Source organism: Kitasatospora sp. NPDC093102, assembly GCF_040683915.1.
Lineage (GTDB): Bacteria > Actinomycetota > Actinomycetes > Streptomycetales > Streptomycetaceae > Kitasatospora.
The window spans coordinates 161,848-184,713 of record NZ_JBFBFA010000002.1 but is presented as its reverse complement, the minus strand read 5'-3'; the positions used below and the strand labels follow the sequence as shown (position 1 = coordinate 184,713).

Annotated in this window: 23 protein-coding genes and 1 riboswitch; of the genes, 17 read left to right on the top strand and 6 right to left on the bottom strand. The window is 72.7% G+C overall.

From position 1 onward, the window contains the following. Positions 1-49 precede the first annotated feature (49 nt). Positions 50-223 (top strand): hypothetical protein, encoded by a 174-nt coding sequence (locus AB0O11_RS04215; RefSeq protein WP_363381539.1) that lies wholly within the window; start codon positions 50-52, stop codon positions 221-223. Positions 224-362: 139 nt separating this feature from the next. Here the strand turns inward: AB0O11_RS04215 and AB0O11_RS04210 are convergent, their stop codons facing one another. Continuing rightward, positions 363-1,445, bottom strand: a complete 1,083-nt coding sequence (locus AB0O11_RS04210) for an alcohol dehydrogenase catalytic domain-containing protein (RefSeq protein ID WP_363381538.1) — start codon at positions 1,443-1,445, stop codon at positions 363-365. Positions 1,446-1,761: 316 nt separating this feature from the next. On the opposite strand from AB0O11_RS04210, the gene AB0O11_RS04205 reads away from it, so the two are divergent. The 4 genes from AB0O11_RS04205 (at position 1,762) to AB0O11_RS04190 (ending at position 5,914) form a co-directional block, all read left to right on the top strand. Next, a complete protein-coding gene (locus AB0O11_RS04205) occupies positions 1,762-2,415 on the top strand; it encodes a class I SAM-dependent methyltransferase (protein ID WP_363381537.1) in 654 nt (217 codons plus the stop codon). A gap of 131 nt (positions 2,416-2,546) precedes the next feature. Next, positions 2,547-3,767 carry a hypothetical protein gene (locus tag AB0O11_RS04200; protein ID WP_363381535.1) on the top strand — a complete coding sequence of 407 codons (1,221 nt, stop codon included), beginning with the start codon at positions 2,547-2,549 and terminating at the stop codon, positions 3,765-3,767. Between the two features lie 7 nt (positions 3,768-3,774). Beyond that, the gene (locus AB0O11_RS04195) at positions 3,775-4,785 is read left to right on the top strand and encodes an N-acetylmuramoyl-L-alanine amidase (protein ID WP_363381534.1); all 1,011 of its coding nucleotides are present in this window, start codon (positions 3,775-3,777) and stop codon (positions 4,783-4,785) included. A gap of 196 nt (positions 4,786-4,981) precedes the next feature. Then, positions 4,982-5,914: a hypothetical protein gene (locus AB0O11_RS04190; RefSeq protein ID WP_363381532.1), complete on the top strand. Its 933-nt coding sequence runs from the start codon at positions 4,982-4,984 to the stop codon at positions 5,912-5,914. Between the two features lie 106 nt (positions 5,915-6,020). On the opposite strand, the gene AB0O11_RS04185 is transcribed toward AB0O11_RS04190, so the two are convergent. The 3 genes from AB0O11_RS04185 to AB0O11_RS04175 all read right to left on the bottom strand — a co-directional run bounded on the left by AB0O11_RS04185 (position 6,021) and on the right by AB0O11_RS04175 (position 9,251). Next, positions 6,021-7,082, bottom strand: coding sequence for a prenyltransferase (locus AB0O11_RS04185; RefSeq protein ID WP_363381531.1), 1,062 nt, complete (start codon positions 7,080-7,082; stop codon positions 6,021-6,023). Continuing rightward, positions 7,079-7,828 carry a class I SAM-dependent methyltransferase gene (locus tag AB0O11_RS04180; RefSeq protein ID WP_224284201.1) on the bottom strand — a complete coding sequence of 250 codons (750 nt, stop codon included), beginning with the start codon at positions 7,826-7,828 and terminating at the stop codon, positions 7,079-7,081. The genes AB0O11_RS04185 and AB0O11_RS04180 overlap by 4 nt, the downstream gene beginning before the upstream one ends. A 112-nt stretch (positions 7,829-7,940) precedes the next feature. Continuing rightward, positions 7,941-9,251 carry a glycosyltransferase family 4 protein gene (locus tag AB0O11_RS04175; protein WP_363381530.1) on the bottom strand — a complete coding sequence of 437 codons (1,311 nt, stop codon included), beginning with the start codon at positions 9,249-9,251 and terminating at the stop codon, positions 7,941-7,943. Between the two features lie 268 nt (positions 9,252-9,519). On the opposite strand from AB0O11_RS04175, the gene AB0O11_RS04170 reads away from it, so the two are divergent. From AB0O11_RS04170 to AB0O11_RS04145, 6 genes are all read left to right on the top strand, one after another. Next, a complete protein-coding gene (locus AB0O11_RS04170; RefSeq protein ID WP_363381999.1) occupies positions 9,520-10,116 on the top strand; it encodes a TetR family transcriptional regulator in 597 nt (198 codons plus the stop codon). Positions 10,117-10,247: 131 nt separating this feature from the next. Then, positions 10,248-10,318, top strand: a riboswitch (cobalamin riboswitch). Between the two features lie 113 nt (positions 10,319-10,431). Then, complete coding sequence (locus AB0O11_RS04165; RefSeq protein WP_363381528.1) at positions 10,432-11,676, top strand: prenyltransferase/squalene oxidase repeat-containing protein; 1,245 nt, start codon at positions 10,432-10,434, stop codon at positions 11,674-11,676. Continuing rightward, the gene (locus tag AB0O11_RS04160) at positions 11,676-12,449 is read left to right on the top strand and encodes an SCO2322 family protein (RefSeq protein ID WP_363381526.1); all 774 of its coding nucleotides are present in this window, start codon (positions 11,676-11,678) and stop codon (positions 12,447-12,449) included. The genes AB0O11_RS04165 and AB0O11_RS04160 overlap by 1 nt, the downstream gene beginning before the upstream one ends. 24 nt (positions 12,450-12,473) lie before the next feature. Further along, entirely contained in the window at positions 12,474-13,580 is a 1,107-nt protein-coding gene (locus tag AB0O11_RS04155; protein WP_363381525.1) for a CbiQ family ECF transporter T component, read from the top strand. After that, the gene (locus tag AB0O11_RS04150) at positions 13,577-15,178 is read left to right on the top strand and encodes an ATP-binding cassette domain-containing protein (RefSeq protein ID WP_363381524.1); all 1,602 of its coding nucleotides are present in this window, start codon (positions 13,577-13,579) and stop codon (positions 15,176-15,178) included. The genes AB0O11_RS04155 and AB0O11_RS04150 overlap by 4 nt, the downstream gene beginning before the upstream one ends. Continuing rightward, on the top strand, positions 15,175-16,011 hold the full coding sequence (locus AB0O11_RS04145) for an ECF transporter S component (RefSeq protein ID WP_363381523.1): 837 nt from the start codon (positions 15,175-15,177) through the stop codon (positions 16,009-16,011). The genes AB0O11_RS04150 and AB0O11_RS04145 overlap by 4 nt, the downstream gene beginning before the upstream one ends. Here the strand turns inward: AB0O11_RS04145 and AB0O11_RS04140 are convergent. After that, complete coding sequence (locus AB0O11_RS04140) at positions 16,008-16,802, bottom strand: helix-turn-helix domain-containing protein (protein WP_363381521.1); 795 nt, start codon at positions 16,800-16,802, stop codon at positions 16,008-16,010. The genes AB0O11_RS04145 and AB0O11_RS04140 overlap by 4 nt on opposite strands. A 253-nt stretch (positions 16,803-17,055) precedes the next feature. Between AB0O11_RS04140 and AB0O11_RS04135 the strand changes: the two genes are divergently transcribed. Continuing rightward, positions 17,056-17,868 (top strand): alpha/beta fold hydrolase, encoded by an 813-nt coding sequence (locus AB0O11_RS04135; RefSeq protein ID WP_363381520.1) that lies wholly within the window; start codon positions 17,056-17,058, stop codon positions 17,866-17,868. On the opposite strand, the gene AB0O11_RS04130 is transcribed toward AB0O11_RS04135, so the two are convergent. Next, positions 17,865-19,178, bottom strand: coding sequence for an XRE family transcriptional regulator (locus AB0O11_RS04130; protein WP_363381519.1), 1,314 nt, complete (start codon positions 19,176-19,178; stop codon positions 17,865-17,867). The genes AB0O11_RS04135 and AB0O11_RS04130 overlap by 4 nt on opposite strands. A gap of 431 nt (positions 19,179-19,609) precedes the next feature. Between AB0O11_RS04130 and AB0O11_RS04125 the strand changes: the two genes are divergently transcribed. Genes AB0O11_RS04125 through AB0O11_RS04105 form a run of 5 tightly spaced genes read left to right on the top strand, consistent with a single transcriptional unit; the run spans position 19,610 to position 22,799 of the window. Further along, positions 19,610-20,014, top strand: coding sequence for an ATP-binding protein (locus tag AB0O11_RS04125; RefSeq protein ID WP_363381997.1), 405 nt, complete (start codon positions 19,610-19,612; stop codon positions 20,012-20,014). After that, on the top strand, positions 19,959-21,188 hold the full coding sequence (gene amcB / locus AB0O11_RS04120) for a cyclophane-forming radical SAM peptide maturase AmcB (protein ID WP_363381518.1): 1,230 nt from the start codon (positions 19,959-19,961) through the stop codon (positions 21,186-21,188). The genes AB0O11_RS04125 and amcB overlap by 56 nt, the downstream gene beginning before the upstream one ends. Then, entirely contained in the window at positions 21,185-21,355 is a 171-nt protein-coding gene (gene amcA, locus AB0O11_RS04115) for a multiple cyclophane-containing RiPP AmcA (RefSeq protein ID WP_363381517.1), read from the top strand. The genes amcB and amcA overlap by 4 nt, the downstream gene beginning before the upstream one ends. A 59-nt stretch (positions 21,356-21,414) precedes the next feature. Continuing rightward, positions 21,415-22,113: a pentapeptide repeat-containing protein gene (locus AB0O11_RS04110; protein ID WP_363381515.1), complete on the top strand. Its 699-nt coding sequence runs from the start codon at positions 21,415-21,417 to the stop codon at positions 22,111-22,113. Beyond that, positions 22,110-22,799: a hypothetical protein gene (locus tag AB0O11_RS04105; RefSeq protein ID WP_363381513.1), complete on the top strand. Its 690-nt coding sequence runs from the start codon at positions 22,110-22,112 to the stop codon at positions 22,797-22,799. The genes AB0O11_RS04110 and AB0O11_RS04105 overlap by 4 nt, the downstream gene beginning before the upstream one ends. Positions 22,800-22,866: the final 67 nt, after the last annotated feature.

Below are 22,866 nucleotides of genomic sequence, written 5' to 3'. Positions count from 1 at the left end.
CGGCCGGGCGCCGATGACCTGCACCCTCCGCACGGAAAAGACGATTCTCATGTCCGACACCCTCACCGACACCACCGGACCCGCGGTTACCGGGACCGACGCCGACGAGAAGACGGCCAAGGACACCGTGTCGCACGGCCGCCACCGCGGTGGCTCCGCCGCCGACGACAGCCCGGAGACCGACCCGCACGGCCGCCACCGCGCGGCCGGTGCGCTGGGCTGACCGCACCAGCATCAGGGCAGCACGCGGCAGCACCTCGTACGAGGGCCCGCCGGGAGGGCACGGACTCCCCCGGCGGGCCCTCGCTTCTTCCCGCAGTCCGCTCCCGGCCCGGCCCTCGGCCCCTCGTCATGACCGGGCCTCAGCCCATCGTCACGACCGTCCGCAGCGCCTCGCCGCTGCGCATCTGCGCGATCGCCTCGTTGACGTCCGCGAGCCCCACCCGGTGGGTGAGCATGCCGTCGAGATCGATCCGCCCGGCCCGCCAGAGGTCCACGACCAGCCCGATGGTGCGCGCCACGGTCGCCCCGCCGTAGAGCGAGGGCAGCAGGCGCTTCTCGTTGAAGAACAGCTCGCCCATGGTGAACTGCGCGAGGTCGTCCTGCGCGCCCGCGCCGATGACCACCACCGCGCCGCCACGCCGGGCGGCCTCGTAGCCGGCCCGGACGGTGGCCGCGCGGCCGACGGCCTCGAAGACGTAGTCGAAGCCGCCGCCGGGCAGCTTCTTGGCCACCGCCTTCAGGTCCTCGGGCGCGATCGCCTCGGTGGCGCCGAAGGCCAGGGCGCGCTCGCGGCGCGAGGCCACCGGGTCGACGACGGTGATCCGGCCGGCGCCGCAGACCCGGGCGCCCTGCACGGTGGCCACGCCGACCCCGCCCGCCCCGATCACCGCGACACGGGCGCCGGGCTCGACCCGGGCGGTGTTCACCGCGGCGCCGATGCCCGTGGTGACCCCGCAGCCGATCAGGGCCGCGGCCTCGTACGGGAGGTCGGCGGGCACCTTGATGACGGCGTTCGCCGCGACCACGACCTCCTCGGCGAAGGCCCCGGTGCCGTAGAAGCCGGAGGCGCTCAGCCCGCCCTCGGCGATCCGGAATCCCGGGGTGCCGAGGCTGCGCAGGCTGGCGATGCACAGGTGGCCGCGGTCCTGCCGGCAGTGGTCGCAGCGGCCGCACGGGGCCATCCAGCAGAGCACCACGCGGTCGCCGGCGGCGAGGCCGGTGACGCCCTCGCCGACCTCCACCACGTCCCCGGCACCCTCGTGCCCGGGGACGAACGGCGCGGGCTGCGGCAGCACGCCGCTCATCGCGGAGAGGTCCGAGTGGCAGAGGCTGGCGGCGCGCATCCGGACCCGTACGGTGCCCGGCCCGAAGCCCACGGCCGTCACGTCCTCCCGGACGTCGAGGACCTCCTGGCCGGTCTTGTGCAGGACGGCTGCGCGCATGGTGCTGCTCCCGGGGTGCCTGGTGTGCCTCGGATCGACGGTCGCGCCGATTCTGGCACGGGCGGCGCAGCACGACGAGAACGCGTTCCGCAACCGTCGGTCGGCAGGACTGTACGAATCCACTGTCCTTCCGCCGCCGGACCACGCCGCGATCCCCGCCGTCTCGACCCCCACACGGACACCCCCGCGGTACCGGATGCCCCGGACCGCGCCGGACGACCCCGGCCCGCACCGGACGACCCGGCGCCATCGCCCCCGCTACCGTCGAGTAGGGTCCGTGCACGTCCGCCCGGTCCCGACCCCGAGGAGCTCCCCCATGTCCGACCTGCTGCTGAGCGCCGAGCCGGCGCCCGAGGTGCTGGCGGCGTTCGAGGGGGCCACCGGGTTCATGCCGGTGGACGAGGGGCTCGCGCTGTACGCGGCGGCGGTGGCGGCGGCGCGGAGCACCGGGCTGCCGGTGCTGGAGATCGGCACCTACTGCGGCCGCTCGGCGATCCTGCTCGCGGCGGCGGCCCGGGAGGCCGGGACGGTCGCGCTGACCGTCGACCACCACCGCGGCTCGGAGGAGCAGCAGCCCGGTTGGGAGTACCACGACCCGACCCTGGTCGACCCCGAGGTCGGGCTGATGGACACCCTGCCGCGGTTCCGCCGCACCCTGCACGCCGCCGGGCTGGAGGAGCACGTGGTGGCGCTGGTCGGCCGCTCGCCGCGGATCGCCGCGCTGTGGGGGCGCCCGCTGGGGCTGGTGTTCATCGACGGCGGGCACACCGACGAGCACGCGACCGGCGACTACGAGGGCTGGGTGCCGCACCTGGCGCCGGAGGGCCTGCTGGTGGTGCACGATGTCTTCCCGGACCCGGCGGACGGCGGCCAGGCCCCGTACCGGGTGTACCTGCGGGCGCTGGCCGAGGGTTTCGAGGAGGTCTCGGTGACCGGCTCCCTGCGCGTCCTGCGCCGCGCCGCCCGGTAGCCCGTTCGTTCCCCCCCGCCCCGCGCCGATGCTCTAACGTCATGCCGGGGCTGTCGGGCAGGGGTTCGAACGGTACGGTGGCCGCGCAGCACCAGGCAGAGCATCGGCGGACGGTGGGGGCCAGCAGCGACATGACGGACCAGCAGAACAGCGCTCCGGCGGTCTGGGACCCCACCGCGCGCGGCGGCGCCGGCGGCTGGGTGCGCGGCCCGCAGCGCCCGGCCGATCCGCAGCCCGTCCCCGTGGCACCCACCGCACCCCAGCCGCCCACCGCGCCGCAGCCGCCCGCGACGCCGCAGTCCGCCGCCCACCCCGGCCCGATGGCCCCGCCGCCCGCGCCCGGCGCCGTCGGCGACCAGGGCCCGCCGCTGGGCGCCCGCCCGTACCTGGCCGCCTCGCCCGGCTACGACCCGCCGACCGCCCGGCTGTTCCCCGGCGTCACCCCGCCGCCCCCGGCCGCCCCGCCCGCCGCCTCCCCGTTCCCCTCCCACGCGGGCCCGCAGCCGCCGGCACCGCAGCAGGCTCCCGGCCACGACTACCTCCTGCAGCCGCCCGCCGCGCCCCCGCAGCCCCCGTACGGCACCCAGCCCGACTATCCGACCGGCCGCGGGGACGACGAGGACCGGCCGGCCAACCGCAAGGCCCCGCTGCTGATCGGCTTCGCGCTGCTCCTGGTGCTGGCGATCGGCGGCGGCCTGCTGTTCGCCGCCCGGAGCGGCGGCGGCAAGGACGGCCAGGCCGCGCCCGCCCCGGTTTCGGCCCCGGCGACCGGCTCGGACAACCTGCCGCCCGCCCCCGCACCCACGGGTACGGACGGCGCGCCGAGCGCCGCCGCGAGCGCGTCCGGCTCGCCCACCGGCACGCCGTCCCCGACCGCGACCGGCCCCGGTCCGGGCGCCAAGGCCCAGGCCGAGGCGCTGGACAGCCTGCTCAGCGAGGGCGAGAACGCGAAGGCCCCGATCGGCAGCGCCGTCGCCAAGGTGACCAGCTGCCCGTCGAAGGCCGACATCGAGAGCGCCGCCCAGACCTTCGACAGCGGCGCGAGCCAGCGGGCCGCCCTGCTGACCAAGCTCTCCCAGCTGAGCGTCGCGGACGTGCCGGGCGGCGCGGACGCGCTGACCTCGCTGAAGTCCGCCTGGCAGCTGTCGGCCGACATCGACAAGGCGTACGCGAGCTGGGCGCGCGCCGTCGCCGCCCAGGGCTGCACCGGCAGGGCGTCGACCACCCCGGACAAGAAGCACGCGGACGAGCTCAACCCGCAGGCCACCCAGGCGAAGACGGACTTCATGACCAAGTGGAACCCGATCGCGAAGAACTACGGTCTGACTCCGCGCACCCAGGACAGGATCTGACCGACCAGTGACCGGTTCCACCCCCCGCCCGCCCCGCCGCTCCGCCCTGCTGCGCGCCACCACGGCCGCGGCCGTGGCCGTTCCGCTCTGCACGGCAGGCTGGTTCGGCTGGCGGGCCCTCGATCACTCCGGACCGGCGGGCGCCACGGCGGCCCCGGCCACGGCAGCCACCACGGCCCCGGCCCCCGAGCAGCCGAGCCCCGCCGACACCGCGACCGCGGCCGCGACGCCTCTCACCCCTCCGGTCGAGCCGCCGTCCACCGCCCTTGCGACCGAAACCCCGACACCGCCCCCGCCCGCACCTGCGCCCACCGACGCTGCCACCACCAGCCTGGCCGGCCGCACCGTCCTGCTCGACCCCGGCCACAACCCCGGCAACTCCGCCCACACCGCCGAGATCAACCGTCAGGTGGACATCGGCAACACCCGCAAGGAGTGCGACACCACCGGGACCGAGACCAACGCCGGCTACACCGAGGCCGAGTACACCCTGGACGTCTCCCGCCGGGCCCGCGCCATCCTGGCCGCCCGGGGCGCCAAGGTGGTGCTGGTGCAGGACGGCGACCGCCCGTGGGGCCCGTGCATCGACGAACGCGCCCGCGCGGGCGCCGACGCGCACGCCGACGTCGCGGTCTCGGTGCACGGGGACGGCGGCCCGGCGAGCGGCAGCGGATTCCACGTGATCATGCCCGCCCGGGTGGTGGCCGGGAAGGCGGACAACTCCGCGATCGTCGCCCCCTCGCACCGTCTCGGCCTGCTGCTGCGCGAGCGGTTCCACGCCGCGACCGGTGAGCCGTACGCGGACTACATCGCCAAGGACGGCCTGGACACCCGCTCCGACCTGGGCGGCCTCAACCTCTCCACGGTCCCCAAGGTGTTCATCGAGTGCGGTAACATGCGCAACTCGACGGACGCGAAGCGGATGACGGACCCTCAGTGGCGCCAGCAGGCGGCCCAGGGGATCGCCGACGCCCTGACCGCATTCCTGACGACCCAAGAGAAGACCGAAGAGCGGTAAGGAAGTTGGGTCGCGCACCGGCGGGTGACGACACTCCGCCCGGACCGCGCGGTTTGCAACGACTTCGCCCCATTCCCGGTCCCGCCGTGCACCAGCAGGACGGTTGGGCCTAGGCTTCTGGTCCGTTCGGGAGTTTCGGCCGGTCAGCCCGACCGCACGAACCACCGTCCACGACACGTCAACGAGGGGAACGTTAGTGAATCTGCGCGCTCTCACCAGGGGAGACGCCGCCGTCGCAGGCGCGGCCGTCCTGCTCTTCATCGCCTCCTTCCTGCCCTACTGGACCGTGGACTGCGCCGGCAGCCGGTACTGCCCCTCGTCGCAGAACGCGTGGAGCACGGACCTGTTCCCCATCCTGCCCTCGATCTACCTCCTCGGCATCGCCGCAGCGGTGCTGATCCTGGTGCAGCGCTTCCAGGGGGCGGCCGCGGCCAACCGCCAGGTGCTCGGCCTGCGGCTGGACCAGTGGGGCATCGGCTTCGCCGCCTCGGCGCTGTGGACCTCGGTCTGGGCGCTCGGCGGCGGCACCTCCAGCACCATCGTCAGCCACGGCTTCGGTGCCTGGCTCGGCTTCCTCTCGCTGATCGTGCTGGCCGGCGCGGCCGCCGCGAGCCCCCTGGTGCCCGCGCTGAAGGCCCCGCTGGTCTCCGACCGTCCGGCGGCCGTCCCCGGCCAGTACGGCTACCCGGTTCCGGGCCAGCCCGGCCACCCGGGCGCCCCCGGCCAGCCCGGTCAGTACGGCTACCCGGCCCAGGGCCAGGACCCGGCGTTCGGCGGCCAGGGCGGCTACGGCTACCCGGGCGCCGGCCAGCCCCAGCCCGGCCAGCCCCAGCCCGGCCAGCCCGCCCCGGCCGCCCAGCCGCACGACGCCGCCCCGGCCCCGCAGCCGACCCCGGCCGCGCAGCCGCAGGCGGCCGCCCCGGCGGCGGACTTCCAGCCGTTCTGGTTCGCCGTCCCGGCCCCGCGCCAGCTGGCCCCGAAGGACAACCCGGCCGGCGCCCCGGTCGGCGAGGTCGTGCCGGGCACCTGGTACCTGGCCGTCGAGCAGCGCGGCACCGCGCTGGTCGCCCAGCTGCCGGACGGCAACCAGGGCGTGCTGGCCGACACCACGGGCATCCAGCGCGGCTGACGCCCCCGGAACACACCGACGTCGGGCACGCACCCGTCCTCGGACGCACATGCGGAAGGGGCGGGACCGGATCTCCGGTCCCGCCCCTTCCGCATGTGCACTGCGCTCAGCAGCAGTCCTGGACCACCAGGCCGGCGGGCAGCTGCTCCCCGCCGAAGACCGAGACCGTCGCCGGGTCCCCGCCGAGCGCGGCCACCGCGAGCAGCAGCGCCCCGGCCGTCCAGGTGGTGCGCTCCTCCGGCCAGATCGCGTCGTCCTCGAAGACGTACCCGGTCCAGTAGGAGCCGTCCTCGTGCCGCAGGTGCTTCTGGATCCAGCGCAGGATGTCCACCGCGCGGTCGGACTGGCCGATCGCCCAGAGCGCGAGCGCCAGCTCGGCGCTCTCCCCGCCGGTCACCCACGGGCGGTCGCTGACGCAGCGCACGCCGAGGCCGGGGACGACGAAGCGCTCCCAGTCCCGCTCGATCCGGGCCACCGCCGCCTCGCCGCGCAGGCCGGTGCCGAGCACCGGGTAGTACCAGTCCATCGAGTAGCGGTCCTTGTCCAGGAACCGCTCGGGGTGGTGGGCGACGGCGTGCCCCAGCTGCCCGGCCGCGAGCTCCCAGTCGGGCTGCGGCTCCTCCAGGTACTCGGCGATGGCCAGGCCGCAGCGCAGCGCGTGCAGGATGCTGGACGAGCCGGTGAGCAGCGCCTCGTCGGTGGCGGTGCCGTCCTCGTCGACGCGCCAGGCGATCGGGCCCCCGGGCAGCCGCAGGCCGACGATGAAGTCGAGGGCGCGCCGGGCGACCGGCCAGATCCACTCCAGGAAGGCGTCGTCGCCGGTGCTGAGGTGGTGGTGCCAGACCCCGACCGCGATGTACGCGCAGAAGTTGCTCTCCTTGGCCCGGTCGGTGACCACGCCGTCGGTGTAGCCGGCGTACCAGGAGCCGTCCGGGTTCTGGGCAGCGGCGAGCCAGCGGTAGGCGGCCTCCGCAGCGGCGTGCTCGCCGGCCGTGTCGAGGGCCATCGCGGCCTCGGTGTGGTCCCAGGGGTCGAGGTGGTGGCCGGTGAACCAGGGTATGGAGCCGTCGGGGCGCTGCTCGGCCAGGATGCTGCGCACGGTGTCGGCGGCCTGCTCGGCGTCGAGCACCCCGTCGAGCAGCAGCACCTCGGGGACGGCGGCGGTCATGCCTGCGCCCGCTGCGGCTCGGCGCGGTTGGGCTTGGAGGCGTACGCGACGAAGCTCTTGCCGATCACCGGGTTGAGCGCGCGCTCGGCGGCCTTGGTGAGGCGGCTGATCACCGGGGTGCCGACGATGTCCCAGACCAGCAGCTGGTGGTACGCCTTGACCGGCAGCGCCTTGTCGTTGTCGACGCCGACCGCGCACTTGATCCACCAGTACGGCGAGTGCAGCGCGTGCGCGTGGTGGGTGCCGTACGGCTCCAGGCCGGCGTCCTTGAGCTTGCCGAGCAGCTCGTCGCCCCGGTAGATCCGGATGTGGCCGCCCTCGACCTCGTGGTACTCGTCGGACAGTGCCCAGCAGATCTTCTCCGGCAGCCACCGGGGCACGGTGACGGCGAGCAGGCCGCCCGGCTTGAGGACCCGGAACATCTCGTTGAGCACGCCCTTGTCGTCCGGGATGTGCTCCATCACCTCGGAGATGATGATCTTGTCGAAGTACTCGTCCTCGAACGGCAGCGCCAGCGCGTTGCCCTCCATCGCGACCGCCGACGCGCCTTCGGGGGCCTCACCGGCCTGCTCCATCGCCGCGAACCACTTCCCGACCTCGGCGATCTCCTCGGCGTTCTGGTCGAGGGCGATCACGTTGGCGCCGCGGCGGTAGCACTCGAACGCGTGCCGGCCCCCGCCGCAGCCCAGGTCGAGCACCCGGTCGCCGGGGGCGAGCGGGAAGCGCGAGAAATCGACGGTCAGCACTGCTGGACTCCCATTCCTATTGCTGCCAAGCATTCATGACGCCTCGTCAGGCCACTCAGTCCGTTGCCCGGGGCGCTTCCGCCCGGGAGCGTGCCGCTCAGGCGCGCCCCGCTCAGGCCACGTACCGCCAGCCCGGCCCCGAGCGGGCCCGGGCGCCGGCGCCGGTGGCGATCGCCGCGCGGTAGGCCTCGGCGGTCAGCTCGGCAGCCCGCTCCCAGGTGAACCGGGCCAGCACCCGCTCCCGTCCGGCCGCGCCGAGTCCGGCCCGCAGCTCCGGGTCGTCCAGCAGCCGGCCGAGCGCGCCGGCCAGCGTGTCCGCCTCCCCCGGCGGCACCGCCAGGCAGGTCTCCCCGTCGGGCCCGGCCACCTCGGGGATCGCCCCGCCGGTGGTGGCGACCAGTGGGGTGCCGGTGGCCATCGCCTCGGCGGCGGGCAGCGAGAAGCCCTCGTACAGCGAGGGCACGCAGGCCACCTCGGCCGAGCGGTAGAGGTCGACCAGCTCCCGGTCGGTCAGCCCGCTGCGGAACTCGATGTGCTCGGCCAGCCCGAAGCGGCGCACCGCCTCGGCCACCGGCCCGTCCTCCTTCTGCGGCTTGCCGACCACCACCAGGTGGGCGTCCCGCTCGGTACGGACCTTGGCCAGCGCCTCGACCAGGAAGACCAGACCCTTCAGCGGGACGTCCGCACTGGAGGTGGTGACGATCCGGCCGGGGACCCGCTCGATCTCCTCCGAGGGCGACCAGAGCCGGGTGTCGGCGCCGATCGGCACCACCGAGATCGCGCCCTGCGCGACGCCCAGGTGCCCGGCGATCTCGCGCCGCGAGGTGCCGGAGACGGTGATCACGTGGTCCAGCCGGGCGGCGACCCGGCGCTGCATCCGGGTGAAGGCGTACCAGCGGCGCAGCGAGAGCCGCTTGACCCGGGTGGTGGCGGCGTCCAGCTCCAGCTGCCGGTCCACGGTGATCGGGTGGTGGATCGTGGTGACCAGCGGGAAGCCGTGCCGGGCCAGGCCGAGCAGGCCGTAGCCGAGGGTCTGGTTGTCGTGCACCACGTCGTAGCGGCCCTTGTGGGCGGCCAGGTACTGCCGGGCACGCAGCGAGAAGGTGAGCGGCTCGGGGAAGCCGCCGGTGCGCATGGTGGCGAACTCCAGCACGTCCACCGGGCCGCGGAACTCGCCGCGGGCCGGGGTGCGGAAGGGGTCGTCGGCGCGGTAGAGGTCCAGGCTGGGCAGCTCGACCAGGCGCACCGAACCGGGGCCGTCGACCTCGTCGAGCACCGGGTAGGGCTGGGCGCCGATCACGTCCACGTGGTGGCCGAGCCTGGCCAGCTCGCGCGAGAGGTGTCGTACGTACACGCCCTGACCGCCGCAGAAGGGGTCCCCGCGGTACGACAGCAGGGCAATCCGCAGCGGCTGCGCGGTCATCCTGGGCCCTCTTCTCTAGCTGCTCTCGGTGCTGCCGGTCGTGCTGCCGGTCGCTAAAGTAGATCAGGTTTCAGTGGCTGTGGAACTCGTCATCGAACGCGTGAACAATGAGAGACCTCGAAGATACCGGCCCGTAGCTTTTCCTCAGGAGCCAGGGCTGGTGATTCCCGCCACGCCGAATCCTGCCGACCACGTGGAGCACACCGCCACTCTCGCCCGCCCGGGAGCCCCCTTGCCGCCGCCCTCACCGCCACCCCCGCCCTCGTCCCTGCCGCCGGTTCCGCCTCCGGGCGAGCCGCCGCTGACCGCGCGCCAGGCCGAGCGGCGCCGGCGCATCCTGCGGGCCGCCACCGCGCTGGCGGCCCGGGGCGGGTACGAGGCGGTGCAGATGCGGGAGGTCGCGGAGAGCGCGCAGGTCGCCCTCGGCACGCTCTACCGGTACTTCCCGTCCAAGGTGCACCTGCTGGTGGCGGTGATGCTGGAGCAGTTGCAGGGCCTCCACGAGCACATCCGGCGGCACCCGCCGACCGACGTCGAACCGGCGCTGCGGGTCGCCGACACCCTCACCCGGGCCTTCCACGCGCTGCAGCGCGAACCGCTGCTGGCCGAGGCGATGGTCCGGGCGCTGTCCTTCGCGGACCGTTCGGTCGGGGCCGAGGTGGACCAGGTCAGCGCGGCCACCGGACAGCTCATCCTGGACGCCATCGGCCAGTCCGGACCGCCCACCGAGAGCCAGCGCGCGGCCGTGCGGGTGATCGAGCACACCTGGCACTCGGCGCTCGTCGCCTGGCTCTCCGGCCGCGCCTCGATCGCCGAGGTCCGGGCCGACCTGCACACCGCGGCCCGGCTGCTCACCCTGCCGTGAACCGGCCGTCCGCCCTGCCCCGGGGCGCCACCGACTGGAACGTGTTCCTGCCACGGCCGGGCCGCCCCGCGCGCTCCGACGGCTAGAGTCGACGGGCAGCACAACTCCATCCCGTTCCTCCCCCGGGGAAAGCCGGTGCGAATCCGGCGCTGACCCCGCAGCCGTGAGTCCGGCGCCGCACCCGGCCGCCGGGCGAGTCGGAGCGCCCGGGGAGGGGCGAGCGGCCAGTCCGGACGCACGCGCCCGGCACCGTCGAGGACTACGGAACGGCCCCCGCCCGGGCCACCACCGCTCACCGAAAGGCACACCCGCACCATGCTGACCGCCGCCCGCCTGGGCGCCGCCGCCCTGTCCGCCGCACTGCTCACCGGCCTCGCCGCCGGCCCGGCCCTCGCCGACGTCCCCGCGCCCACCATCCCGGACGGCCTGTATGGCAAGAGCGACCCGACGTACGACGGCGTCTGGCGGCAGTCCCTCGCGCTCACCGCGCTGACGGCAGGCAAGGTCACCCCGGCCGACTCCGCGGTCGGCTGGCTCACCGGCCAACAGTGCGAGGACGGCGGCTGGCCCTCCTACCGGGCCGCCGGCGCCGCCTGCGACGCCACGTTCGAGGACAGCAACGCCACCGCCGTCGCCATCCAGGCCCTGGTCGCCCTCGGCGGGCACCAGGAGGCCGTCGACAAGGGCGTCGCCTGGCTCAAGGCCAACCAGAACGCCGACGGCAGCTGGGCCTACAACCCGGGCAACCCGGGCGACGCCAACTCCACCGGCCTCGCTGTCAACGCGCTGTTCGCCACCAGGACCGACCCGGCGGGCGTCGCCAAGGCCGGCAAGTCCGCCTTCGACGGGCTCGCCCTGTTCCAGCTCGGCTGCGCCGCCCCCGCCGACCAGCGCGGCGCCTTCGCCTACCAGGCCGACCCGGCCGGCGGCGCCCTCACCCCGAACGCCCTGGCCGGCGGCCAGGCCGCGCTCGCCGCCGGCGGCGGCCACCTGCCGGTCGCCACCTCGGTGCACGCCGACGCCGCGCCCAAGGCCCTCGCCTGCGACGCCGCGGCCGCCCCGGCCCCGGTCTCGCACGCGGACTCCGGCGAGGCCGTCGGCGCCTACCTCACCGCCCAGCTCGCGGCGGGCGGCGACCACCTCAGCCTCACCACCCCGGGCGCCACCCCCACCCCCGACTACGCCGCCACCGCCTGGGCCGCCCTCGCCCTCACCCAGAGCGGCCACCCCCAGCAGGCCGCCGGCGCCGTCGACTGGCTCGCCAAGGAGGGCGCCACCTGGACCAAGGGCGGCACCGACGCCGGCGCCACCGCCACCCTCCTGCTGGTCTCCCAGGCCGCCCACCGCGACACGGCCGCTCTGACCGGGCAGCTCACCGCCCTCGGTCCGACGCCCAAGGCCACCGAGGCCCCCGCCGCCAAGACGTCCGCCCCGGCGGAGAAGGCGGAGAAGAAGGACGGCGACATCAGCCAGTACTGGTTCATCGGCGTCGGCCTGCTCATCGGCGTCGGCGGCGGCCTCCTGCTCAGCTTCCAGCGCAAGCGCAACGCGCGCCTCTGATGCGCCCCGCACCCCACCCCGCCCCCGGCGGCCCGGGCCCCGCCGCGGCCGGCCGCACCCGGGCCGACCGGACCCGGGGCGCCAGGCCCCTCGCCGTTCCTCCTGGCCGGCGGCCCTCGACCGCCGTCGCCGCACTGCTCCTCCCCCTCCTCGGGACGGTGCTGCTACTCGCCTCCGCCGCGCCGGCGCAGGCCGCCGGGTACCGGTACTGGTCGTTCTGGCGCGGCGCCGGGGACGGGAGCTGGACGTACCAGCAGCAGGGGTCCACCGTCGCGGTGCCGCCGGACGGGGCGGTGGACGGGTGGCGGTTCGTGCTGAGCCCGGACGGCGGGCAGGACGCCGCGAAGCCCCGGACGGCCGGAAGCTTCGCCGAGATCTGCGCGGACACGCCCGCGCAGGAGGGGCGCAAGCGGGTGGCCGTCGTGCTGGACTTCGGGACCGCCGAGGACGCCGGTTCGTCCACCGCCCCGGTGCCCGGGCAGCGGACCGTCTGTGCCGGTGTCACGCCCCGCGCCACCTCGGCCGAGGTGCTGGCCGCCGTCGTCCCGCCGCTGCGCTACGACACCAACGGGCTGCTGTGCGCCATCGCCGGATACCCGAAGGCGGGCTGCGGCGACCAGGTCGCCGCGGCCGGCGCCGCCCAGCCGGACACCGGTGCCGCGTCGGACGACCACGGCAGCGGCCCGGACGTCGGGCTGATCGCCGGTGGCGCGCTCGTCGCCGTCCTCGCCGGCGGCGCCGTCCGGCAGGCCCGCCGCCGCCGTCACTCCTGATCCCCCACCCCTGGACAGCCAACCGTGAGCAGCACCGCCCGTAGCACCCGGCCGCCCGTCGGCCCCCGCCAACTGCATCCCGGGGCCTGGTGGTTGTGGGCGCTCGGGCTCGGAGCGGCGGCCACCCGCACCACCAACCCGGCGATCCTGCTGCTGCTCGTCGCCGTCGCCGGGTACGTGGTCGCGGCCCGGCGCGGCGATGCGCCCTGGTCGCGCTCGTACGGGGCGTTCCTGCAGCTGGGCCTGCTGGCGCTCGGCATCCGGCTGGTGTTCGCGGTGTTCCTCGGCTCGCCCGTCCCCGGCACCCATGTGCTGTTCACCCTGCCCGAAGTCCCGCTGCCCGCCTGGGCGCAGGGCGTGCGGATCGGCGGCCGGGTCACCGCCGAGGGGCTGCTCGCGGCACTGTACGACGGGCTGCGGCTGGCCACCCTGCTGATCTGCGTCGGCACCGCCAACTCCCTGGCCAGCCCGGCCCGCCTGTTGCGCGCCCTGCCCGGCGCCCTCTACGAGGCGGGCGTGGCGGTGGTGGTGGCGATGACCTTCGCCCCGAACCTGGTCACGGACGTCCGCCGGCTGCGCGCCGCACGGCGCCTGCGCGGCCGCACCGACAAGGGCATCGCGGCCGTGCTGAGTGTCGGACTCCCGGTACTGGAGGGCGCGTTGGAGCGGTCCATCGCACTGGCCGCCGCGATGGACACCCGGGGCTTCGGCCGCACCGCCGACGTCCCGCACCGGCTCGCCCGGGCGACGGCCGCGCTCACCCTGGCCGGACTGCTCGGGGTCTGCCTGGCCGCGTACGGACTGCTGACGGCCGGCGGCGCGGGCTGGGCGCTGCCCGTCCTGCTGCTCGGCCTGGCCGCCGCCTCCGCCGGTCTGCTGCTCGGCAACAGACGGTCCGTCAGGAGCCGCTACCGGCCCGACCCCTGGGCCCTCCCCGAGTGGCTGACCGCCGGTTCCGGGGCGGCCGTGGCGGCCCTCACCACCTACCTGGCCGCGCAGGACCCGGCCGCCTTCGCCCCCACCGTCGTCCCGCCGACCGTCCCCGCGCTGCCGCTGGCCGCCGTGCTGACCGTCCTGCTCGGCCTGGTACCGGCGTTCGCCGCCCCGACCCCGCCCCGGAGGGCATCGTGATCACCTTCGAGCAGGTCTCCGTCCGGTACGCGGACGCCGCCGCGCCCGTCCTGAACGGCGTCGACCTCACCGTCCCCGAGGGCGAACTCTGCCTGCTGGTGGGCCCGTCCGGCTCCGGCAAGTCCACCCTGCTGGGGACGGTCAGCGGCCTGGTGCCGCACTTCACCGGCGGGGTGCTGCACGGCCGGGTCACCGTCGGCGGCCGGGACACCCGCGAGCACCGGCCGCGCGAACTCGCCGACCTGGTCGGCACGGTGGGGCAGGACCCGCTGGCACACTTCGTCACCGACACGGTCGAGGACGAACTCGCCTACGGCATGGAGTCCCTGGGCCTGCCGGGCGACGTGATGCGCCGCCGGGTCGAGGAGACCCTCGACCTGCTCGGCCTCGCCGACCTGCGCGACCGTTCGCTGACCTCCCTCTCCGGCGGCCAGCAGCAGCGCGTCGCGATCGGCTCCGTCCTCACCGTGCACCCGCGGGTGCTGGTCCTGGACGAGCCCACCTCGGCGCTCGACCCGGGCGCGGCCGAGGAGGTGCTGGCCGTCCTCCAGCGGCTGGTGCACGACCTCGGCACCACCGTGCTGCTGGCCGAGCACCGGCTGGAGCGGGTCGTCCAGTACGCCGACCAGGTGCTGCTGCTCACCCCCGACGCCCCGCCCGTCCTCGGCGAGCCCGCCGAGGTGATGGCCCACTCCCCGGTGCACCCGCCGGTGGTCGGCCTCGGCCGGCTCGCGGGCTGGCGGCCGCTGCCGCTCTCGGTCCGCGACGCGCGCCGCAAGGCCGCCCCGCTGCGCGCCGAACTGGACGGCCGGACGCCGTCCGCCGCCGTTGCCAGGCCCGCCGAGCCGATCGCCGGCACCGACCGCCTCGTCGTCCGGCGCGGCCCGGTCCCGGCGCTGCGCGGCGTGGACCTCGCGCTCCACCCCGGCGAGATCACCGCCCTGATGGGCCGCAACGGCGCCGGCAAGTCCACCCTGCTGGGCAGCCTGGTCGGCCTGCACGCCCCCGCCTCCGGCAGCGTCAGGGTCGGCGGCCGCACCCCGCACCGCACCCGGCCCGCCGAGCTGATCCGCGAGGTCGGCCTCGTCCCGCAGGACCCTCGCGACCTGCTGTACGGCGAGTCGGTCGCCGCCGAGTGCGCCGCGGCCGACACCGACGCGGGCGCCGCCGCCGGTACGTGTCGCGCGCTGGTCGAGCGCCTGCTGCCCGGCATCGCCGACGACGCCCACCCGCGCGACCTCTCCGAGGGCCAGCGGCTCACCCTCGCCCTCGCGGTCGTGCTCACCGCCCGGCCCCCGCTGCTGCTCCTGGACGAGCCGACCCGCGGCCTCGACTACGCCGCCAAGGCCCGGCTGGTGGAGATCCTGCGCGGCCTGGCGGCCGAGGACCACGCCGTGCTGCTCGCCACCCACGACGTCGAGCTGGCTGCCGAACTCGCCCACCGCACGGTGATCCTGGCCGAGGGCGAGATCGTCGCGGACGGGCCGACGGCGGAGGTGGTGGTCTCCTCCCCGGCGTTCGCCCCGCAGGTCGCGAAGATACTGGCGCCCGGGCCGTGGCTCACTGTGCACCAGGTCGCGGAGGCGATGAGCGCATGAGCACTCGTCCCGTCCCGCTGGGCCGCCGGTCGACAGCGGCGCTGCTGGCGGTCTCCTTCGTCGGCGTCGCCGCCTTCGGCTGGCCGCTGCTCGCCTCCACCAAGTCGGCGCTGGTCGGCCACTCCACGGACGCGCCGTGGCTGTTCGCCCTCCTTCTGCCCCTTCTCCTCGCCGTCGTCATCGCCCAGATCTCCGAGGGCCGCTCGGCGGGCGGCGGCGCACCGGGCCTGGATGCCAAGTCCGTGGCCCTGGTGGGCGTGCTGGCCGCGGCGGGCGCGGCGCTGCGGCCGCTCGGCGCGGGGACGGCGGGGCTGGAGCCGATGTTCTTCCTGATGGTGCTGTCCGGGCGGGTGCTCGGCCCCGGCTTCGGCTTCGTGCTCGGCTCACTGTCGATGTTCGCCTCCGCGCTGCTGACCGGCGGCGTCGGACCGTGGCTGCCGTTCCAGATGCTCGCCATGGGCTGGGTCTGCCTGGGAGCCGGGCTGCTGCCGGGCGCCGCGACGCTGCGCGGCCGCCGCGAACTCGTGCTGCTGGCGGGGTACGGGGCCACCGCGTCCCTGCTGTACGGCACGATCATGAACCTCCAGGGCTGGCCGTACATCGGCGGCCTGGCCGGCTCCATCTCCTTCGTCCCCGGCGACCCGCTATCCACCAACCTGGTCCGCTTCGCCGCCTACTGCCTGACCACCTCCCTCGGTTGGGACCTCCCCCGGGCCGCCCTGACCGTCGTCCTGTGCCTCACCCTCGGCACCTCCGTCCTGCGCGCCCTGCGCCGGACGACCCGCCGCGCCGCCTTCGACGCCCCGGTCACCTTCCGCCCGCCGGAGCGCTAACGACACACCCCGCACACCTGCCCGGCTGCCGCCACGGGCCGCCCGCACATCCCGCCCCGCCCGGGGCACTCGTGTCGGCGCGGCCCGTCTGCCGTACCCCGTGCCACCGGAACGACCGGCACCCTCCCGATCCGCGCCGCCACGATCGCCCCGACGCTGTGCGTGACCTTCTCCGGCAGGGGCGCGGACAGAATCCCCGTCAACGCCTCCCGCGTCCACCCGCCCGCCAACAGCCCCTCCACCCGCGCCGCCTGGTCGCACAGCGGCTTCCCCGCCAGAGCCATCCTCGGCTCCCGGCGGCCGAGTTCGAGCAGCAGCGCCATGCCCGCCGTCACCTTCTCGGAAGGACGGACGGAAGGCTCTTCCACGTCCTTGGTTTCCAGTTCCTTGGACGGGCTTCCCGCCCTCCCGACACCTGGCACGCCTGGAGCTGGGACACCGGCGGCCGGGGGTGCGGGAAGCGGCGGCACCGCGTGCACCGCTTTGCCCGTCACCGGCACCTCGTGCACCGAGACGGCCGTCCGCACCTGCCCGGTCAGCGGATCGCGCTGTGTCCGTCGGACGTAGTGCCCCGCCGCCTCCAACTCCCGGAGCGCCCGCGCCACGCTCGTCCGCCCCTCCACGCTCTTGGCGGCGAGCGTACGGACGTCCTCGCGGGCGCCGTCCGGCAGGCTGAGCAGGTAGCTCAGGAGCCCGCGCGCGGCCCAACTCAGCGAGTGCTTGCGGACGACGTGGCCGTTGTCGAGGATCGTGTATCCGGGAGCATGCTTGGGGATACGATGGATCTGCATCGTGGAGCTTCCTTCTCCTGGTGCCAAACCCCGGGGTGTTGGCGCACCGCCGGGGATCACTTTTTGCTCACGCACCGAGCGCCCCTTGGAGCACCCGGCACGGCAATATTCACCGTAGTGCTGTAACACTCCATCAAACTTCCACCCACATCACCCATTCGGGCGGCGCGTGCGCGCGCAGTCCAGCGCTCGCTCAAGACCTCCGCTCCTTGGACGCTCCCACCTCAACAACGAGTTGCTACCGTCGATCCACATGACTGACTACGAGACCGCGTTCCGGTCGCTGGACGGCACTGCACTGTCCGGCACGGTCACCCCCTCACCAACTCCCCGAGATGCTCTGGCCGTTCTCGCACACGGTGCCGGCGTCACCCGCGAAGAGGGCGGGTTCTTCAGCCGCTTGGCAGCCGGCCTCGCCGCAACCGGCATCACCTGCCTTCGCTTCGACCTGCGAGCCCACGGCGCGAGCGCCGGGCGCTTCTCCGACATCACGATCGCCTCTATCGCCAACGACATCAGGGCAGCATCCGGACACCTGGCAGAGATCGCGAATCACCCCGGCCCGGTCCATGTCATTGCCGCCTCGTTCTCCGGCGGTGCAGCAGCTCTGCATGCTGGTAGCCGACCCAACGAGGTCGACAAGCTCGTCCTGCTGAACCCACGCATGGACTACCAGAACCGCTTCATCACCGATGCGGCAGGATGGAGCGAGGACCATCTGTCCGCAGAGCGGGCCGTGAAGCTGGACGAGCGGGGCTTCTCCGTCCGCCGGCCGTTCGAGACCGGCCGCGGCCTCCTGAACGAGGTCTTCCACCTCAACCCCGAAAGGCTCTGCGCCGAGGTACGGTCGCCCGTGCTCATCGTTCACGGCACGAAGGACACCTTCGTCGACGTCGAACTGTCCCGCCGGTTCGCGACACTGTTCGGCGCCGGAGCCGAGCTGTACGAACTCGACGGCGCACAACACGGGTTCGCCGTCCATGACGACCCCGCCTACGCCCACCCGCAGTCCCAGGCCTGGCAGCGCGAGGTCATCGCCAAGGTAACGGAGTTCCTCTCGTCCTAACCGGACGCAATCACCAGCAGGCGTTCGTGGAGTTCCCGCACCGCCGCACGGTCGCGGTGCGGGAACAGGATCTCCGCCGTGCGGTGGAGTTCGGTGATCACCTGCCCGTAACGCGGAGGCGCGGCCACAGCCAGGGCGCCGAGCGCCACATCAGCCGCCTCATCTGGCTCACCTGCCTCGGCGAGAGCGCCCGCCAGGAACGCATTGTAGTGGGCATGGTCGCGAGGTCCGAAGACACTCCCTGAGAGATGCGCTCGAAACACCGCTACGGCTCTGTCTGGACGCTTGGCCTCACGCCAGCAGATCCCGGACTGCACCATCAGCCGATCACGGGTGTAGCCATCGCCCAGAGGTCCGGTGCAGGTCGCTGTCCCACACGGCTCGGCCGCCTGATCCAACGAGGCATGCGCCTCATCCAGGACTCGTTCGATCTGCTTCTCGGCGGCCCCGGTCATCGCCAGTCCCCGCGCCTTCTGCTGGAGCGCCTCAGCGCGTGGACGCGGCGGGAGGACCCACGGCCCGCTGGTTGCCGCATCAGCCAGAGCGAGTATCCGAGCCGGGTCGTGACGCCCCATGGCCTGCGCCTGGCGCAGGAGAACGTAAGCATGCATGGCACCGTCGCCAGTAAAGGTGGCCCATTCCTTCGACTGGTTATGCCAGTATGTGATCGTCCGGTGAGATGATCCGGCATCCCGGTGAAGCCACGCTGCCAGTTCGGCCGCACGCGACCCCACGCCGAGCAACTGTTGACGAATGCCGGGCTTGGCATCGCGAGCAGCATCGTTGATCGCGGAGAGAATTCCAAGCGCAGCGGGCATTGCCCGATGCGGCCCGTCGAGCAGATCAACCTGAGCCGTTTCGTCCAGCGCGTTGCGCAGGTGCTCGACAAGATCCTGGTCGGCGTGTCGGTAAGCATCTCGGGCTGCGGCTGCGAGGTGATCCAGTGCCGCAAGATCGAGCAAGGGCGCGGCAAGCAGACCGCCTACGAATGTTCGGCGAAGCACGTGATCCTCCATACCGGATTCATAATCAGCCGCGCCGTCCCGCACCATCGCCTTGCCGACGGGCGGAACGAAGCCGAGGTGCTCCAGAGGCATACCGAACATCCGAGTCAAAACCTGACGCGCATCCCGGTTCGGCCACAAGGTCTGTCCCGATTCCCATCGCCTGACCTGGCGCACCGAGATCCTGGCCTTCGACTCCAACATGGCAGCCATGGCGTTGTACGCCTCGGTGAAGTCCTCCTGAGTTCGCCACCCACGCTTGACCCGCGCAGCGACGAAGGTTCCATTCGGTGTGTGTCCGGGCATCTCTGCACCCCCGCGAAAACGAGCTAAGCCACGAGCATCGGCCGGCGGCCGAGGACACAACGTACCCATCGAAGTGTCCGGCGATGTGTCCTCCAGTATGACCTCGCCTCAGCCGCAGAAGCACTGTTGACTGATGATCAGCTGCCCTGTGAAAGGAACCGCCGTCGGCTGGGGAACTCCTGGGTGGGTGAACGCGGCGGCCCGCCGACTGACAAGTCCGAGCAAGCTGTTTGCGCCAGACCGAGATCCGAGGAGGTTGCCGTGCATCGCTCAGGCGGTGGTCGAATCCGACAGCAGCAGATCGTCAGTGCCGCAAGCGCGTGGACATTCACGCCGGGCATACGCCACCTTCCGGGCATCTTCCGCATCACCGCCCGACGCCTTCTTGTGCACGATCTCCGGTGTCTCAGTGGGAGGGCTACGTGACCTCCATGACCCCATCACTCACTGGAATCTCCAGCCTGGCGACAGCCACACTGAAGTACCAGCCCGAATCAGCTGGCACTGCCCGAAGGCTGGTCCGCTGCAAGCTTCAGGACTGGGGGCTGGACGACCTGGTGGATGACGCCCAGCTGATCGTCACGGAACTGGCCAGCAACGCGTGCAAGACCGATTGCACGACAACCATAGTCGTCGAGATCCGCTGGATCACTGCTGAGACGGTTCGGATCTCGGTGCGCGACGGCTCCCGCGCCTTGCCCGTTCTCCTCCGCGCCGGGGAGGACGAGGAGTGCCATCGAGGTCTGGGCCTGGTCCACAAGCTCACCGCCGGACGCTGGGGTGCAGCTCTGGATTCCCGCGGCAAGACCGTACACGCCGACCTTCGCGTCGGTTGACCGCCCGGCGCAAGAGAGGAACACCGTGCCCCTCACACCTCCACTCGCATCCCACGAGCGATACCACCGACGCATCGCCGGCCGGCCGCGATCGGTTGTCGTGCAACCGGATGGCTTCTGCAATGTGGCGTGTAGCTACTGCTACCTTCCCGGGAAGGACCGTCGGACGCCGATGACGCTCGAGGTAGCCGAAGCCATTGCCCAGTCGATCCATGAGCTCGCAACCGTCGAGGAACCGATGGATCTCGTATGGCATGCGGGTGAACCGCTGACGCTCGGGGCATCGCGATTCTCCGAGCTGACCGACCCGTTTGAGAGCCTCCGGTACGAAGGCCGACTGCATCACTATGTTCAGACCAATGGCACCTTGGTCAGCGACCGCTGGTGCGAGTTCTTCGCGGAGCGTGAAGTACGCGTAGGGGTGAGCATCGACGGTCCCGCCGAGTTCAACGCGGAGCGCGTCGACCGCCGAGGAAGGCCGGTCTTCGATCGGACCCTTCGAGGCATTGCGCATCTTCGCCGACACGGGATCGGCTTCTCCGTGATCGCCGTGGTCACGACAAGCAGCATCGGTCGGCCGGAGGAACTGCTGGACTTCTTTGCCGAACTAGGCTGCCACACCGTAGGCCTCAACATCGAAGAACGCGAAGGGGTCAACACCCACCGGCCCGCACCAACGTTCGAGGCAGCAGCCGAGTTCTGGGAACGAGCGATCGCTTGGACCCGCGCGAACTCCGGCCTGACGGTCCGCGAGATCGATCGCCTCGGCGCCTACCTGCGCTCCTTGCGGGGAGGCGACGGCTGGCAAGGTGTTCTGATCGACCCCATCCCGACCGTCTCTTCGACTGGGGACGTGGTTCTTCTCTCCCCTGAGCTGGCGGGCACCCAAGCCCCCGAGTACAACGACTTCCAGGCCGGGAACGTCCTGCAACTCTCCATCCGCGACATGCTGGCAAACGCCCATCAACTCCGCTACGTGGACGAGTTCCTGACCGGCCTGGATGCCTGTGAGGCCAAATGCGAGTACTTCGGCTTCTGCCGGGGCGCTCAGGCCGGCAACAGGTTCTTCGAGAACGGCCGCTTCGACTCCACCGAGACGAACTACTGCCGCGTGTCGCGGCAAGCCCTTCTCACCGCCCTGTCCGATACCGTCCGAGAGGAGAGCGCATCATGACGTGGCTCGAACTGCTGAAGACCGTCGAGACCGACGTGATCAACGACCTGGTGGGTCCAAGCATGACCGGCCCCGCGGTGGCAAAGTTCGACAACCGCCCCACCTGGGACAACGCCGGCCCCAAGTTCGACAACCGTCCGACCTGGGACAACTGGAACAAGAAGTGAGCGTCGCCGGGCCCGTGCCAGTCGGCACGGGCCCGGCTCGACTGAAAGCGAGCATTCACATGCCCAGCCGTACCTTCGGCCGTGTCAGGATCACGCTGCCCGACCTCACCGACGGCTCCCTCTCCAACGTCTCGGCCTTGGAGAGCGGCCGGGGTATCGTCCAGGAGTTCGCCTATGCCGACGCCGACCTGCGCGACCTCGACCTGGCCAATGCCCGCCTCATCACCGGCCGCATCACCAACCTTCGCGCTTACCGCGTACACCTGGACGACGCACGCGTGGACTCGGTCGAATTCGACGGCTGTGACCTGGGAAGTCTCCAGTGGGTCGACAGCAGGCTGTCGCGCGTCGTCTTCAAGAACTGCAAGATCTTGGGCGGGAATTACAGCAACCTCACCCTCGACAACGTACTGTTCGACCACTGCAAGCTGGACTACTCCACCTTCGAGAAGCTCCGCGCCACCGGCGCGCTCGCCTTCACCGGCTGTGCGCTCACCGAGTCGACCTTCAGCGGGTGCGACCTCACTGCCGCGGTCTTCAACGACTGCACGCTACGAGACACCGAGTTCGGCCGCGGCACCTATCGGGCGACCGACCTACGCGGCAACGACCTTTCCGCGCTTCGGGGCATCGGCAACCTCACGAAGGTCATCATCGACCGCCCCCAGCAGATCGAGCTCACCCAGGCGCTCATGACCGAGCTGGGGGTCACTTTCGGAGATGACCTCGACGAACCCGACTCCTGGAGGCCTCTGTGAGTCTCAAGATCGCCTACACCTCACGTACCGCCCTCGTAGCCCGCGCCCAAGTCGCCAGTGTCGGCCCAGTGCGCGGCGACACCCGGTTCGAGGAAGGTGCTGTCATTCCCGTCGGCCCTTGGCGTTCCCTCGATCACGACTTGACCAACCGGCTCCGGCCCGATCGGTCCACGGCCGACGACATCGTGGTGGAGGTGGTCGGGGCCGAGAGCATCGGCCCCGACCACCTCAACGGTCCTGGAATCCACATGCTCGGCAAGGCCTTCAGTGCCGCCAAGTCACCGACCACGACGCCCGAATACCAAGATGGTCGGTTGATCGGCCTGCACGTCGACAACTGGGACAAGCTCAGCTACGCACGCAAGCAAACCGGTCGGCGACGGCTGTGCGTCAACCTCGGGCCTGGCACCCGCTACATCCTGCTCGGTGACATCGACATCCAGGCCATCTGCCGGACGGTCCGCGACGATCACGCCACCTGCTACCCGCACACCGATGACCTCCGGTCCTACGTTGCACTCGGGTTCCCCCTCCAGTGCTTGCGTATTCGCCTCGATCCGGGCGAGGGCTACATCGCACCCACCGAGTTCCTTCCCCATGACGGCTCCACAGAGGACCAGCAAGAATCCACCGCTGCCTTCTGGCTCGGCCGTTGGGCATGCGGCGCCATGGGATCGCTGGTCTGACGCTGTCCGGCATCATCACCAGACCCTGCTCGGTGACGCATGCCCGGGACCGGCCCCGCGCCCGCAC